The organism is Enterobacter sp. JH25 (assembly GCF_021725435.1).
In the GTDB taxonomy this organism is placed as follows: Bacteria; Pseudomonadota; Gammaproteobacteria; order Enterobacterales; family Enterobacteriaceae; genus Enterobacter; species Enterobacter intestinihominis.
In genome coordinates, this window is record NZ_CP091319.1 from 1215280 (window position 1) to 1228907 (window position 13628).

The 13628-nt window shown below is 57.8% G+C and carries 15 protein-coding genes; 8 read left to right on the plus strand and 7 right to left on the minus strand.

The genetic code is table 11. The features are described 5' to 3' along the window. Nucleotides 1-44 precede the first annotated feature (44 nt). From L2Y28_RS05725 to L2Y28_RS05740, 4 genes are all read left to right on the plus strand, one after another. Nucleotides 45-1547 carry a sugar ABC transporter ATP-binding protein gene (locus L2Y28_RS05725; protein ID WP_022647396.1) on the plus strand — a complete coding sequence of 501 codons (1503 nt, stop codon included), beginning with the start codon at nucleotides 45-47 and terminating at the stop codon, nucleotides 1545-1547. Beyond that, nucleotides 1544-2539: an ABC transporter permease gene (locus tag L2Y28_RS05730; RefSeq protein WP_022647397.1), complete on the plus strand. Its 996-nt coding sequence runs from the start codon at nucleotides 1544-1546 to the stop codon at nucleotides 2537-2539. The genes L2Y28_RS05725 and L2Y28_RS05730 overlap by 4 nt, the downstream gene beginning before the upstream one ends. 19 nt (nucleotides 2540-2558) lie before the next feature. Continuing rightward, nucleotides 2559-3623 (plus strand): sugar ABC transporter substrate-binding protein, encoded by a 1065-nt coding sequence (locus tag L2Y28_RS05735; RefSeq protein ID WP_022647398.1) that lies wholly within the window; start codon nucleotides 2559-2561, stop codon nucleotides 3621-3623. Nucleotides 3624-3715: 92 nt separating this feature from the next. Continuing rightward, the gene (locus L2Y28_RS05740) at nucleotides 3716-4957 is read left to right on the plus strand and encodes an LVIVD repeat-containing protein (protein ID WP_022647399.1); all 1242 of its coding nucleotides are present in this window, start codon (nucleotides 3716-3718) and stop codon (nucleotides 4955-4957) included. A gap of 87 nt (nucleotides 4958-5044) precedes the next feature. Here L2Y28_RS05740 and mtnK read toward each other — a convergent pair whose 3' ends face one another. Continuing rightward, on the minus strand, nucleotides 5045-6244 hold the full coding sequence (mtnK, locus tag L2Y28_RS05745) for an S-methyl-5-thioribose kinase (protein ID WP_022647400.1): 1200 nt from the start codon (nucleotides 6242-6244) through the stop codon (nucleotides 5045-5047). A 102-nt stretch (nucleotides 6245-6346) separates the two neighbouring features. On the opposite strand from mtnK, the gene mtnA reads away from it, so the two are divergent. After that, nucleotides 6347-7363, plus strand: coding sequence for an S-methyl-5-thioribose-1-phosphate isomerase (mtnA, locus tag L2Y28_RS05750; protein ID WP_022647401.1), 1017 nt, complete (start codon nucleotides 6347-6349; stop codon nucleotides 7361-7363). Between the two features lie 43 nt (nucleotides 7364-7406). Then, the gene (locus L2Y28_RS05755; protein ID WP_022647402.1) at nucleotides 7407-7877 is read left to right on the plus strand and encodes an SRPBCC family protein; all 471 of its coding nucleotides are present in this window, start codon (nucleotides 7407-7409) and stop codon (nucleotides 7875-7877) included. Nucleotides 7878-7973: 96 nt separating this feature from the next. Here the strand turns inward: L2Y28_RS05755 and L2Y28_RS05760 are convergent, their stop codons facing one another. Continuing rightward, nucleotides 7974-8210, minus strand: a complete 237-nt coding sequence (locus L2Y28_RS05760; RefSeq protein ID WP_022647403.1) for a helix-turn-helix transcriptional regulator — start codon at nucleotides 8208-8210, stop codon at nucleotides 7974-7976. Between the two features lie 106 nt (nucleotides 8211-8316). Here L2Y28_RS05760 and L2Y28_RS05765 point away from each other — a divergent pair, with 106 nt between their 5' ends. After that, a complete protein-coding gene (locus L2Y28_RS05765; RefSeq protein ID WP_022647404.1) occupies nucleotides 8317-8541 on the plus strand; it encodes a helix-turn-helix transcriptional regulator in 225 nt (74 codons plus the stop codon). A gap of 121 nt (nucleotides 8542-8662) precedes the next feature. On the opposite strand, the gene L2Y28_RS05770 is transcribed toward L2Y28_RS05765, so the two are convergent. Genes L2Y28_RS05770 through L2Y28_RS05780 form a run of 3 tightly spaced genes read right to left on the minus strand, consistent with a single transcriptional unit; the run spans nucleotide 8663 to nucleotide 10502 of the window. Next, complete coding sequence (locus L2Y28_RS05770; protein ID WP_022647405.1) at nucleotides 8663-9205, minus strand: acireductone dioxygenase; 543 nt, start codon at nucleotides 9203-9205, stop codon at nucleotides 8663-8665. After that, on the minus strand, nucleotides 9202-9891 hold the full coding sequence (mtnC, locus tag L2Y28_RS05775; RefSeq protein WP_022647406.1) for an acireductone synthase: 690 nt from the start codon (nucleotides 9889-9891) through the stop codon (nucleotides 9202-9204). The genes L2Y28_RS05770 and mtnC overlap by 4 nt, the downstream gene beginning before the upstream one ends. Continuing rightward, nucleotides 9888-10502 (minus strand): methylthioribulose 1-phosphate dehydratase, encoded by a 615-nt coding sequence (locus L2Y28_RS05780; RefSeq protein ID WP_022647407.1) that lies wholly within the window; start codon nucleotides 10500-10502, stop codon nucleotides 9888-9890. The genes mtnC and L2Y28_RS05780 overlap by 4 nt, the downstream gene beginning before the upstream one ends. Nucleotides 10503-10624: 122 nt before the next feature. On the opposite strand from L2Y28_RS05780, the gene L2Y28_RS05785 reads away from it, so the two are divergent. Further along, nucleotides 10625-11785, plus strand: a complete 1161-nt coding sequence (locus tag L2Y28_RS05785) for a pyridoxal phosphate-dependent aminotransferase (RefSeq protein ID WP_058655690.1) — start codon at nucleotides 10625-10627, stop codon at nucleotides 11783-11785. Here the strand turns inward: L2Y28_RS05785 and L2Y28_RS05790 are convergent, their stop codons facing one another. Together L2Y28_RS05790 and L2Y28_RS05795 are read right to left on the minus strand one after the other, a co-directional pair. Further along, a complete protein-coding gene (locus L2Y28_RS05790; RefSeq protein WP_022647409.1) occupies nucleotides 11786-12412 on the minus strand; it encodes a ParB/RepB/Spo0J family partition protein in 627 nt (208 codons plus the stop codon). After that, entirely contained in the window at nucleotides 12397-13620 is a 1224-nt protein-coding gene (locus L2Y28_RS05795) for a phosphoadenosine phosphosulfate reductase (RefSeq protein WP_022647410.1), read from the minus strand. Before L2Y28_RS05795 ends, L2Y28_RS05790 begins: the two co-directional genes overlap by 16 nt. Between the last annotated feature and the right edge of the window lie 8 nt (nucleotides 13621-13628).

Consider the following 13628-nt stretch of genomic DNA (forward strand, 5'->3'; position numbering starts at 1 on the left):
TGAAAAATTCGCTAAATCAGAAGAGTAATGAAGGATTTACGCGGATGGTTTCCAGTCGCCTAGAGATGCGCGGTATCAGCCTGGCCTTTTCCGGCTTTCAGGCCCTGTCGCGCGTGGATTTCACCCTGAATGGCGGGTCGGTGCATGCGCTGACCGGCGCCAACGGCGCGGGAAAATCGACGTTGATGGCGGTGCTGTGTGGGACGCTCGATCGTTATGAAGGCGAAATCTGCATTAACAACCAGCAGGTAAGCATCCGCGAGCCGCTGGACGCCAAACGGCTGGGTATCCACCTTGTGCAGCAGGAGGTGGACGTGGCGCTGATCCCCGGGCTGAGCATTGCGGAGAACATTATGCTCGACCAGCTGGCGCAGCCGGGACACCGCTACAGCTGGCGCGCGATTCGTCAGCAGGCGCGGCAGGCGCTGGCGCAGCTGGATGTTTCGCTGGACGTTCGCCGTTCCATCGACAGCTGCACGCTGGCTGAAAAGCAGCAGATTTTGCTGGCGCGGGCGCTCTCGCACCACTGCCGTTTTCTCATTCTCGATGAGCCCACTGCGCCGCTGGACGCGCACGAAAGCGAGCGTCTGTTTGCGGTAGTAAGACGTCTGCAACAGCAGGGCATTGGCGTGGTGTTTATTTCTCACCGCATTCACGAGCTGAAGGCCATCTGCGACACCCTGACGGTGCTGCGCGACGGCAGGCTGATTGAGTCCGGCCCGATGGCGGATCTGAGCGGAGAGGAGATCGTCGAGAAGATGCTCGGCCACGAGCTGAGCGATATCTATCCGCCCCCGCGACCGCCGCACGGTGAAGAGATGCTGCTGCGGGTGGAAGGCCTGCACGACGACGCGCTGCTGAAAGATATCTCCCTGCATCTGCGCAAAGGTGAAATCCTCGGCATTGCCGGGCTGGCGGGGGCGGGGAAAACGGAACTCTGCAAGGCGCTGTTTGGCGCCAGCAAAAGCCGCGTGGCGCGCGGCGAGCTGAACCATCAGGCCTGGAAACCGCGCGATCCGGCAGACTCGGTGCTACGCGGTCTGGCGCTGGTGCCGGAGGAGCGGCGCAAAGAGGGCATTTTTATCGACGAGCCGGTGAGCATGAACCTTGCCGTGTGCGCCGATAACAGTTTCTCGCGCTGGAGCCTGTTTGGTCATCGTCAGGCGTGGCGCTGGGCGGAAGAGGTGATTGCCCGCGTCGGCGTGCGCACGCGCGGGCCGGGGCAGGTGCTGCGTCGGCTTTCCGGCGGTAACCAGCAGAAGGTCGCCATCGGGAAATGGCTGCGCAATGACGCCAGCGTGCTGATATTCGACGAGCCGACCAAAGGCGTGGACGTGAAGGCCAAAACCGATCTGTTTCAGCTGATCGACGGCCTGGCGCGCGAGGGCAAAGGGGTGATTTACGCCTCAGGTGAATTTGCCGAGCTGGTCGGTCTGTGCGACCGCATCTGCGTGCTGTGGGACGGTCGCATCGTGGCGGAAATCGCCGGGGCAGAGGCCCGGGAAGAAACACTACTTTATTATTCAACCGGAGGAACGGCGTCGTGAGCAAGGCCCTTTCAGTGACCACGGCGGCGTCTGGCCGTCAGCAGATTTTCGATTTTCTTTATAAGTGGGGCATGCTGCTGACCGTCGTCGCGCTGGTGGCGGTGTTTGGCCTGGCGTCGGACAGCTTCCTCGACCCGAACAACATCATCAACATTCTGCGCTCGATTGCCATCGTGACGGTGATTGCCGTTGGCGTCTCTATTTCGCTGACCGTCGGCGGGTTCGATCTCTCCGTGGGATCTACCGCGTCGCTGGCGAACGCGCTGGTGATTTCGCTTTTCGTCTGGCACGGCTTTGGCACCACCGAGTCGATTCTGCTGACCCTCGCGCTCTGTACGCTGGTCGGCCTGTTTAACGCCTTTCTGATCGTCATCCTGCGCATTCCGGACATGCTCGCGACCCTTGCCAGCCTGTTTGTCATTCAGGGTGTGGCGATGACCTACAGCTACGGCGGGTCGATTACCGAGAACATGGTGCTGCCGAGCGGCGACATGGCGGAAGGGACCATTCCGGCGGCGTTTGGCCTGCTGGGGCAGGTGCCGACCATTGTGATCGTCATGCTGGTGGTGACGATTCTGGCACAGCTGGGCCTGTCGCTGACCACCCATGGACGCCGGATGTACGCCATTGGCGGCAACCCCGAAGCCGCGCGCCTCTCCGGCATTCGCACCACCCGCTACAAAGTGGCAGCCTACGTGATTGCCTCTCTGCTGGCGGGGCTGGGCGGCATTCTGCTGGCCTCGCGTATTGGTTCATCGCAGGTGAATGCGGGCGGCGGCTACCTGATGGACGCGGTGGCGGCGGCGTGGATCGGCTTCTCGCTGGCCGGATCCGGCAAGCCGAACGCGCTGGGTACGCTGGTGGGGGCGGTGATCCTCGGCGTGCTGTCGAACGGGCTGGTGATGCTCTCCGTGCCGTATTACGCCATGGACATTATAAAAGGGCTGGTGCTCGCGGTAGCGCTGGCGATTACCTACATACAAAAACGCTGACAACACAACGGGATAATAAATGAAAAAGATTGCGCTCTCTTTGGTAGCTCTTGGGTTACTCACTTCTCTGCCGGGCCTGGCGGCTACCCCCGCGCCGGTTCCGACCGCCATTGCCAGCCATGACGGCCCGATCCGCATCGCGGTGATCCGCAACCTGGGCTCGGACGACAACACCACGCAGTTTGTTGCCGGGGCGATTCAGGAAGGGAAAAAGCTCGGCTTTAAGGTCAGCACCTTTTTAAGTAACGGGGACGACGCCAAATTCCAGGATTTCGTTAACCAGGCCATCAGCCAGAAATACGACGGGATTATTCTCTCTCAGGGGCGCGATCCGTACTCCACCGCGCTGGTGAAGAAGGCGGTGGATGCCGGGATCAAAGTTTCGGTGTTTGATACCGCTGTGAACGGCGAGATCCCGGGCGTAACCGTTACCCAGCAGGACGATGCCTCCCTGACCAACCTCTCTTTCGGCCAGCTGGCGAAAGATTTCAACGGCAAGGCCAATATCGTCAAGCTATGGGTCGCGGGCTTCCCGCCGATGGAGCGCCGTCAGGCGGCCTACAAAGAACTGCAAAAGCAGTACCCGGAGATTAAAGAGCTGGAGTCCATCGGCGCGGTCTCCTCTGACGTGCAGGGCGACACTGCCAACAAGGTGGGCGCGATCCTCGCGAAATACCCGAAAGGTAAAATCGATGCCATCTGGGGTACCTGGGATGCCTTCAGCCAGGGCGCGTATAAGGCGCTGAAAGAGAACGGCCGAACCGAGATCAAACTCTACAGCATCGACATCTCCAACCAGGATTTACAGCTGATGCGCGAGCCGGGTAGCCCATGGGCAGTGAGCGTGGCGGTGGATCCGAAGCTGATTGGCGCGACCAACGTACGCCTGATTGCCAATAAGATTGCCGGAGAAGCGACGCCTGCCACTTACGATTTCAAGGCGGCGGCCATTCCGCAGGCGCTGCTGACCGCCCAGCCGGGCGCGGTGAACGTGGCGTCTCTGGGGAAAATCATTCCGGGCTGGGGCCAGACGGAAGATTTTATCGCGCCGTGGTTTGCGACCCTTGCCGCTAAAAACAAGTAAACCAAGCCGGGTGGCGGCTGCGCCTTACCCGGCCTACATTTCGCACCCGTAGGCCCGGTAAGCGCAGCGCCACCGGGCGTAAGGAGCATAAGGTGTCTCAATTACCCCCTCCCGAATACAGCCGCAATATGCGGCTGATTGGCCATAGCGATCAGGGCGGTCGCCCGGACGGCGTGCAGCTGATGGTACACCGCGGTTTCGCCTATATCGGCCATATGGTGTCGCAGGGCTTTTCGATAGTGGATGTGCGCGACCCGAAAAAACCAAAAGCCGCAGGATACGTGCCTGCGCCGCCGGGTACCTGGAATGTGCATCTCCAGGCGCATGACGACCTGCTGCTGGTGATCAACGCCCGGGATCTGTTTGCCGATGCGCGTTTTGCCGACGAGAAGGTCTACTACACCCGCCAGGTGGGGGAGACCGTCAGCGATGTGCAGGATAAAGGCTGGAGCGCAGGGCTTCGCGTCTTTGATATCTCCACACCGGACAGGCCACGCGAGATAGGCTTTTTATCGCTGAGCGGCATCGGCATTCACCGCATCTGGTACGTCGGTGGCCGCTGGGCGTATGTCTCAGCGCTGATAGACGGCTTTACCGACTACATCTTTCTGACCATCGATCTGGCGGACCCGCGCAAGCCTGAAGTGGCGGGACGCTGGTGGCTGCCGGGGATGAATCAGGCCGAAGGCGAACAGCCGAACTGGCCGGAAGGCAAACGCTACGCCCTGCACCATGCGATTATTGCAGGCGATACCGCGTACGGCAGCTGGCGCGACGGTGGCCTGACGCTGCTGGACGTGAAGGACCGCACCCGGCCTAAGCTCATTAGCCACCGTAACTGGAGCCCGCCGTTTGGCGGCGGGACGCACACCGCGCTTCCGCTGCCGGATCGCGACCTGCTGGTGGTGCTGGACGAGGCGGTGCTGGATAACCAGCAGGACGGCGAGAAGCTGATCTGGCTGTTTGATATCCGCGAGCCGTCGAACCCGGTGAGCATTTCTACCTTCCCGCAGCCGGATGAAACCGACTACGTGGCGAAAGGGGCGCATTTCGGCCCGCACAACCTGCACGAGAACCGGCCGGGGAGCTTTGTCAGCTCAACGCTGATCTTCGCGACGTACCAGAACGCGGGCGTGCGCGCGTATGACATTTCCAATCCGTATCGCCCGGTAGAAACGGGGGCGCTGGTGCCCGCGGCGCCGGAAAAGATGATGGATACGCGGCCCAATCGCCCGCAGGTGATCCAGTCGTGCGACGTGTTTGTGGATGCGCAGGGGATTATTTACAGCACGGATTATAACGGTGGGATGTCGGTGATTGAGTATCTGGGGTGAGTTTTTGCCGGGTGGCGGCTTCGCCTTACCCGGCCTACATTTTGCACCCGTAGGCCCGGTAAGCGCAGCGCCACCGGGCAAACGTTCTCAACTGTACTGCCGCACCCGCGCGACCAGCTCTTCCGCGCTGTCGATGCGGTCGGCAATCACAATCAGCGCCTTGCCGAGGGATATCGCGTGGCGCAGGCATTCGTGACGCATCGCTTCATCCTGAATGGTGTCGATATCCGCCACATGGGAAAGCCCGACGCTGCGGCGAATCAGCTCGGTGCCGCAGAATCCGATGGCATCGTGCCAGACCTTTTTCAGGAACGCAGAGGCATAGCCCGGCGCGCTGAGCGCGGCGTCGCGCGTTTTCTCATTCGCCAGCGCCTGGAAGCGCTCCGCGAAGGTGTTCCACAGTTCCTGAATATCGGTCAGGCGCTGCTCGCGCGCGGCGGCGGCATCGCGAATGCCCAGATGCCCCGGCAGGCCGCAGAAGTTCAGCAGCAGGTTGCCGATGGCAGTGCCAACGTCAAAGCCAATCGGGCCAAAGTAGCCGAACTCGGCGTCGATGGCTTTCAGGCTGCCGTCGGCCACAAAAATTGAGCCGCTGTGAATGTCCCCGTGCAGCAGGGCTTCGGCATGCGAAAAGAAGCGGTGCTTCAGGGAGGCCACAGCGGTTTTAAGCTGGGCGTCGTCGCGCAGGGCGGCAACATCGTTCTCCAGATCGGCCGGGTAGCTGTTGCGCGCGTGGATCTGGTACGGATCGTTAAAGAACAGATCTTCAGTGATCTCGCACATCTCCGGGTTGATGAATTTTGCCACCTGCGCTTTTTTCTCGTGCGGATGCAGATAAAAATCGCTGGTGTGGAACAGGGTGTGAGCCAGATATTCACCCAGCTGCCGCGCCGCCTGCGGGTAGTAAATGTTGTTAATCAGCTCGCCGCGCCAGATGCGATGGCTGGAGAGATCTTCCATCACCATCACCGCCAGTTTCGCGTCAAAGTGGTGGATTTTCACCGTGTGCTCAGGGCTGTGCTTGTAATGCTCGACCAGGGTTTGCGCCTCCAGGCGAGCGCGATCCAGCGTCAGCGGCCAGGACTCGCCGACGCAGCGCACATAGGGCAGCGCCTGCTTAACGACGATGCGGCTCACGCCCGCGCGGTCGAAAACTTTAAAGACCAGGTTGAGGTTACCGTCGCCGATTTCCTGCGCCTCCACCAGCGATGACGGATCGTCAAGTCCGCCAAACTGCCTGGCATACTCCACGGCGTCCTGAGCGGTAAAGGTACGGTATTGCGACATGGCTTGCTCCTAAGTTTTGCTAATTAAGACATGTAGACGTCTATACATCTGGATTTCATCCTGACACAATGTGCTACAACAACGCAACAGGGAATTAACGACATGCAGACATTACAGACGACCAGCCTGCGGGTGGCGAATAATCAGCTCTATATTCTCGACCAGCAGGCGCTTCCGCAGGAGAAACGCTGGCTGGATGCCTCGACGGTGGAGGCGCTGGTTGGGCATATCCACGCTCTGCGCGTGCGTGGCGCGCCGTTAATTGGTCTCTCTGCAAGCCTGCTGCTGGCGCTGTTAGCGGAAAGCGGTAAAAGCCGCGACGAGCTGGCGGCGGCGCTGGAGACCCTGCGTGCCTCCCGCCCGACGGCGGTGAACCTGATGAACAATCTCGACCGCATGAAGATTGCGCTGTGGCAGGAAGCGTTCGTTCCGGCGCTGGTGGCTGAAGCGCTGCGCCTGATTAATGAAGACAAACGGCTTTGCGACGCGATTGCGAAAGCGGGTAGCGCGCTGGTGAAGCCCGGCAGCCGCCTGCTGACCCACTGCAATACCGGCGGGCTGGCAACGGCGGGCGTCGGTACGGCGCTGGGTGTGATTGCCCGCGCGCATCAGGCAGGCAACGTCAGCAACGTCTGGGTGGATGAAACCCGTCCGCTGTTGCAGGGCGGCAGGCTGACCGCATGGGAGCTGGGCGAGCTGGGCGTGCCTTATCAGCTGATTACTGATTCCATGGCCGCCAGCCTGATGGCAAAAGGGCAGGTGGATGCCGTGTGGGTGGGGGCAGACCGCATTGCCGCCAACGGCGACGTGGCGAACAAAATCGGCACCTATTCCCTGGCGGTGCTGGCGAAGTTCCACGGTATTCCGTTCTACGTCGCCGCCCCGCAAACGACCCTCGACCGGGACTGCCCGAACGGTGACGCGATCCCGATTGAGCAGCGCGCGGCCAGCGAAGTGACGGGCGTGGCGGGAAGCTTTGGCGCGGTGCAGTGGGCGCCGCAAGAGGCGCAGGTCTATAACCCGGCGTTTGACGTTACCCCCGCCTCGCTGATTAGCGGCTGGGTGCTGGATACGGGCGTGGTCACCCCTGAAGAGGTAGCGAAAGGGAAATTCGCCTGAGTGGGACTATCCTTGTAAGGGGTTCCCTTTAGAGGACGTTATCGTGACGCTCGATCCTGAAACAGACTTAAAACTGGAACGCGTGGTGGATGCACCGCGCGACCTGCTGTGGCTCTGCTGGACCACACCGGAGCACATCAAAAACTTCTTCATTCCTGCTCCCCATAAGGTGACTGAATGCGACCTCGATCTGCGCGTGGGTGGGCGATTCAATACCGTGTTTGAGGTGGACGGGCAGCGGATGGATAACCGGGGCGTATTTCTTGAAATCGATCCGGGGAACAAGCTGGTCTTTACCGATGGCTATACTGAGGGCTGGAAGCCGGCTGAAACGCCGTTTATGACGGCGATCCTGCTGCTGGAAGATGTAGGGGAGGGCAAGACCCGCTACACGGCGATAGCGCGTCACCCAACGAAGGAAATCCGCGAGCAGCATGAACAGATGGGCTTCCACGAAGGGTGGGGCGTGGTGTTGGATCAGCTGGTGGGGTATGTGAAAGGGCTAAAACGGTAGTGCTCTAAGACCCCCTCTCCCTTGAGGGAGAGGGCTGGGGTGAGGGGGGATAATTCATTGATTATGTTGAAGACAGATTTCTCTTTTTGGTATTCCTCATCTGACGAAATACTCGCTTCCCTTTTCATCAAAGTATCTTTCCGGCCATATCACATCGGGTGGAATGTCTGGCGCCTGAGCGGTAAGCAGTTCACCTTTGGGCCATGGTCGGGTAAGCGCATTTGCCAGTGTGGATGAGGAAAGGCCAGCCTTTCTGGACAACGCAGCCAGGCTTGTTCCATGTTTCTTTAGTGCAGCGATAATATCGGCCGGGTGCCAGTTCTGATGCTGCATTGTGTCCTCCTTACATGTGTTCGTTACGTGCTCAATTATCCTGTTTTGGGATAAGAAGGCAACGGGAGGATATTCGATTTCAGGATATTTGTATGGAATCGGAACAATGGCTTCAGTTTACTCGGATGAATACCAGCGTGTTATCAATGCGTTGAAGAAAGCGCGTAAAGAGAAGGCGATGACTCAGGCGCAGCTTGCGGAGGCACTGGGAAAACCACAATCGTTTATTGCTAAAGTGGAAAACGGTGAGCGTAGGTTGGACGTGGTGGAGTTTGTGCATCTGGCGAGGCTGGTTGGCGCAGATGTGCAGAGGATTATCGCCAGCATTTAATTAATGCCTGAGTATGGAACTGACCACCTGAGCCGTATGTTCCCCTCACCCTAACCCTCTCCCCAGAGGGGCGAGGGGATAGCACGGTGCTCGCATTACTTTGCGGGGTAGGGAGAAAAGATCATGCCAGCCTTGGATACGCATCCGCGATTGCATCGCCCGTAAACTGGGCAACCCAGCCTTCCGGATTGTCGAAAATACGAATGGCGGTAAAGTTCGGCTCTGAACCCATGTCAAACCAGTGCGGCGTGCCTGCGGGTACGGAAATCAGGTCGTTTTTCTCGCACAGCACCTGATACACCTCATCGCCGATGTGCAGGCAGAATAGTCCCGCCCCTTCCACGAAAAAGCGCACTTCGTCTTCGCCGTGAGTGTGCTCGTTGAGAAACTTCGCGCGCAGCGCCTCTTTCTGCGGATTGTCGGCGCGAAGGCTAATCACGTCCCAGCTCTGATAACCTTTCTCTGCCACCAGCTTGTCGATTGCATGCTGATACGCCTCAATCACGGCTTCAGGCGCGGGATCCTGCCCTAAATCACGGTCTGCCGCCCAGCGTTCAAACCGCACGCCTTTGGCGTTGAGCTGTTGGGCAATCTCGGCGGCGTCGGTGCTGTGCCACAGGTGCTTACTGGCGTCTTTATCGGAATAAATGGTCAATGCGCTCATGAAGGGATCTGCTCCGGGTTAATCTCGTCAAACTGGTGGATCTGATGGTGATGGCTTGCGCCGTCATCTTCACCGCGTATCAGTTGCAGGGTGCGAAAACCCGCCTGTTCAGCCGCGTCCAGCTCCTGATGAATATCCGACAGGAACAGGATCTGCGACGGGGCGATGCCCGTTTGCGCCGCAATATTTTGATAAGACTGCACCTCACGCTTGGCGCCGATGCGGGTATCAAAATAGCCGCTGAACAGATGAGTAATATCACCTTCGTCGCTGTAGCCAAATAACAGTTTCTGCGCGGCGACGGATCCAGAGGAATAAACATAGAGATCAATCCCTTGTGCCTTCCATTTTTCCAGCGCGGGCAGTACATCAGGGTAGAGATGGCCGGTAAAGTCACCGTTGACGTAACCGTCCTGCCAGATGATGCCTTGCAGGGCTTTGAGCGCCGTCGATTTGCGGTCTTCATCCATAAAGGTAAACAACACGTTGATGAGATCGCTGACGCTGGCATGCGGAGTGCTGATTTCATCGCGCAGGTTGTCCAGAATCGATTTGACCGGCTCGGCGTACTGCTGCGCGGTCACAAAGGCCGCCAGCCGCTCACGCGCGTAAGGGAACAAAACATCATGGACAAAACGGATATCGCTGGTGGTCCCTTCAATATCCGTCACAATCGCGCGAATCATACTCTCTCCCATTGTCGTAAACGCATTTCGCATTCAAATAAGAATTCTAAACCTTCCAGATGACGGCGGGCTTCGGCCACGTCGCGTCCCCAGCAGGTTAAGCCATGACCGCGCAGAAGAAAACCATAATTAAGCGGGCGTTCCTGCGCGTAATGGGCGATTCGAGAGGCGAGGGCGTCGATGTCCTGGTCATTATCAAACACCGGGATGGCCACCGTATCCCGATGCGTGGTCTGTCCGGTAAGGGATTTTTGCATCTCGAAGCCGGAGATCTTCAGCTCGGTCTCGTTGACCAGCCGCGACAGCACCGTGGCATTGACGGTGTGAACGTGCAGGACGGCGTTAGCCTCCGGGAACAGGCGGTAGATGAGGGTATGCAGCCCGGTCTCTGCCGACGGTTTACGGCCAGAAGGCGCACGGTTGGTGGCGATTTCAACCTGTAGAAAATCGGCGGTGGTCAGGCTGCCTTTGTCTTTTCCGGATTCGCTCAGCCAGCACAGATGTTCATCCTGACGCACGGACATATTGCCGCCGGTAGCGGGCGCCCAGCCTTTAGCGCCAATCCAGCGGCAGGCCTCGACCAGGTGTGTGAGTTGCAGGTTGTCTGTCATTTCCTGATACCCTCTCGGTCAGGAATATTTATATCATTTAGACGTCTAAGCGTCTTGATTGCCAGAGACTAACATCGTGTTATAGTGTCAGCAACATAAGTATTACAGGCAGGCACACTACAATGAGCAATAACCCGTTGATCCCGCAGAGTAAACTTCCGAATCTCGGCTCGACGATTTTTACGCAGATGAGCGCCCTGGCGCAGCAGCACAACGCCATTAACCTCTCACAAGGTTTCCCGGATTTTGACGGGCCGAAATATTTGCAGGAGCGTCTGGCGTACCACGTTGCGCAGGGAGCCAACCAGTATGCGCCGATGACCGGCGTGCAGGCGTTGCGTGAAGCCATTGCGGATAAAACGGCGGAGTTATACGGCCATAAGCCTGACGCGAACAGCGATATCACGGTAACCGCAGGGGCCACCGAAGCGCTGTATGCGGCGATAACCGCCCTGGTGCGTACGGGCGATGAGGTGATTTGTTTTGACCCGAGCTACGATAGCTACGCCCCGGCGATTGAACTGGCCGGTGGCGTGGTGAAACGCGTGGCGCTCCAGCCGCCGCATTTTCGTCCGGACTGGCAGGCGTTTGCCGCGCTGCTGAGCGATAAAACCCGGCTGGTGATCCTGAATACGCCACACAACCCATCGGCGACGGTGTGGCAGAAAAGCGATTTTGCCGCCCTGTGGCAGGCCATCGCCGAACGTGAAATCTATGTTCTGAGCGACGAGGTGTATGAGCACATCTGCTTTGCCGAAGAGGGTCATGCCAGCGTGCTGGCGCATCCGCAGCTTCGCGAGCGCGCAATCGCGGTATCATCATTTGGGAAAACCTACCATATGACCGGCTGGAAGGTAGGGTACTGCGTGGCGCCCGCCGCCATCAGCGCTGAGCTGCGTAAAGTGCACCAGTATTTGACGTTTGCCGTAAACACACCCGCCCAGCTGGCGCTGGCGGATATGCTGCGCGCTGAACCTGAACATTACCGGGACCTGCCAGCTTTTTACCGTGCGCGGCGGGATCGGTTTGTGACTGCCTTGAGCGAGAGTCGGCTGGAGATCCTGCCATGCGAAGGCACCTACTTCCTGCTGGCGGACTACAGCGCGATTTCCGATCTGGATGATGTCAGTTTTTGCCAGTGGCTGACGAAAGAGGTGGGCGTGGCGGCCATTCCGCTGTCGGTGTTCTGCGCCGATCCCTTCCCGCATAAACTGATTCGTCTTTGCTTTGCGAAGCAGGAGGCGACGCTGCTGGCAGCGGCTGCGCGCTTAAATTCGCTCTGACTATTTAACCGTCCAGGCTTCTGAAAAACGACGGTCCGCGAAGAGTTCCAGCAGACCGTTGATTTGCTTCAGTCGCAGCACTTCATCGCTGTCCATACCCAACTCCAGGCCAATTTTCTGCTCACTCCAGCCCATAAGCACCAGTTCTCGCACGATTTCTGACATGGCATTGATCTTGTGGCGTCCACGCGCGCGGTTGTGACGAATGGTTGTAGCCATGCGATCGAACTTTTCCTGGCGTGCTTTACGTAGGCAGGTAACAGGGAGGTAACCTTTAAGTTGACGCTTCAGAATAGCCCGATGACTGCCAAGCTCATGGCGATGGAATCCATCGACAATTTCATAGCTCTCAGGCGCATTTTCCGTCACAACGATAGGTTGTGTGAATCCATCCAGCTCCAGTGATTTGCTGAGCAACCGCTTCTCCGCCGGAGCGACATTATTTGGGTTGTAGTCATTGGCGGTGATGTCAGTCTGTTTTATCCACAATACGCAGTCGACGGGTTGATTATTAAAAGGGCTGATTTCGTGTAATGCCTGGCGAAAGGCATTAATAGCGCCGATTTTCTCTTCTTCAGAAAGGGCCTGCAGGTACGTCTGCATTTCTCTGATTATTTGCTGCTGCATAAAATCCCCCATTCCTTGCGTTTAGCTTTCACTCTTTCGCTGTAGCGTTGATAGTGTTTAGGTTTGTTTGGACTAAATGAGAGAGCCCGGCACCAGTAGTCATTGTTGAGTAAAACCTTGCAAATGCGTCGCCAGGAAGGGATATCTTTTGCGCCAATGTCACCCTCCTGCGTATCGGGAATATCCTCCAGGCCTCGCTTTTGATACCAGTGGAGATAAATTGCAATTTTATTTCGGTAATGTTCCGCCGTATTTTGCGGCATGCTGTCGAGTAGCAGCATGGCGTATTCGCGCCAGCCGAGATGGTCAGGTTTCAGGATCTTCCGGTGGCCATAAAAATGGTTATCGTGCCCGGCATAAATACCTCCACTTCGCACGCCGCAGGCGCGTTCACACATAGCCGCCCAGCGTTCGGGTTCAATGACATGATAGAGCCATAAGCCCTGACGCTGTTCCGGACCAAACGGTTCGCAGATGCGCATATAACGCGGCGGCACCCCCGCCTTGTACATCAGGTTGTATAACGGGTTATAGCAACATTTTGATTTCGCGAACCACGTCCAGATGTCGGCGGTTTTCCAGTCGTACAGTGGGTAGATATACCAGGCGTGCCCACCCGGGGCGACGGTCGTCCAGGGTTTATCGTCAGAAAAGCGCTGCTTACGCGCCGACGCGATAGCCAGAAAGCGGTTGTAAGATTCATCGGCGCGGATCCCCACCATGACTGCGGAAGGACGTCTTTGCGCATACCATTCGGCAAACTCGCGCACGAAGGCTTCAAACGTCATTCCCTGCTGATAAAAATCGAAATAGTGATAATCGGTAATGGCATCTTCTGGTGGCTGGCGAACCCAGTTTGTTCCGGGTTCCCAGCACTGCCATTCAGGTTGAAACTGTGACAGGGCGTTCTGGGTGGTGAGCGGAAGCGCTACCCACCAGAACTGGTGGATAACATCCCGATAGAGCGTTTTCATAGCGTCAACATGCTGAATGGTCGACGAGAATTGCGCTTCCCAGTCCAGAAAGATGACGTCTATTTTTCGCTTTAATTGCCGTGCTTTCTGGGCAACAAGATGCAGCATCACGGTAGAATCTTTTCCACCGGAAAAGGAAACGCATACCCTGGGGAAATTGTTAAGCGTCCAGTGTATGCGTTCCGCAGAAGCGTCTAAAACATTTTCCTGTAAAGGGATTTTATAGTTCGACATGATTAATC

Excerpts from the sequence above, each read along its gene's own strand:
- L2Y28_RS05725 (WP_022647396.1), top strand. The coding sequence starts at position 45 with ATGGTTTCCAGTCGCCTAGAGATGCGCGGTATCAGCCTGGCCTTTTCC.
- L2Y28_RS05735 (WP_022647398.1), top strand. The coding sequence starts at position 2,559 with ATGAAAAAGATTGCGCTCTCTTTGGTAGCTCTTGGGTTACTCACTTCT.
- mtnK (WP_022647400.1), bottom strand. The coding sequence starts at position 6,244 with ATGTCGCAATACCGTACCTTTACCGCTCAGGACGCCGTGGAGTATGCC.
- mtnA (WP_022647401.1), top strand. The coding sequence starts at position 6,347 with ATGCAGACATTACAGACGACCAGCCTGCGGGTGGCGAATAATCAGCTC.
- L2Y28_RS05760 (WP_022647403.1), bottom strand. The coding sequence starts at position 8,210 with ATGCAGCATCAGAACTGGCACCCGGCCGATATTATCGCTGCACTAAAG.
- L2Y28_RS05765 (WP_022647404.1), top strand. The coding sequence starts at position 8,317 with ATGGCTTCAGTTTACTCGGATGAATACCAGCGTGTTATCAATGCGTTG.
- L2Y28_RS05770 (WP_022647405.1), bottom strand. The coding sequence starts at position 9,205 with ATGAGCGCATTGACCATTTATTCCGATAAAGACGCCAGTAAGCACCTG.
- mtnC (WP_022647406.1), bottom strand. The coding sequence starts at position 9,891 with ATGATTCGCGCGATTGTGACGGATATTGAAGGGACCACCAGCGATATC.
- L2Y28_RS05780 (WP_022647407.1), bottom strand. The coding sequence starts at position 10,502 with ATGACAGACAACCTGCAACTCACACACCTGGTCGAGGCCTGCCGCTGG.
- L2Y28_RS05785 (WP_058655690.1), top strand. The coding sequence starts at position 10,625 with ATGAGCAATAACCCGTTGATCCCGCAGAGTAAACTTCCGAATCTCGGC.
- L2Y28_RS05790 (WP_022647409.1), bottom strand. The coding sequence starts at position 12,412 with ATGCAGCAGCAAATAATCAGAGAAATGCAGACGTACCTGCAGGCCCTT.
- L2Y28_RS05795 (WP_022647410.1), bottom strand. The coding sequence starts at position 13,620 with ATGTCGAACTATAAAATCCCTTTACAGGAAAATGTTTTAGACGCTTCT.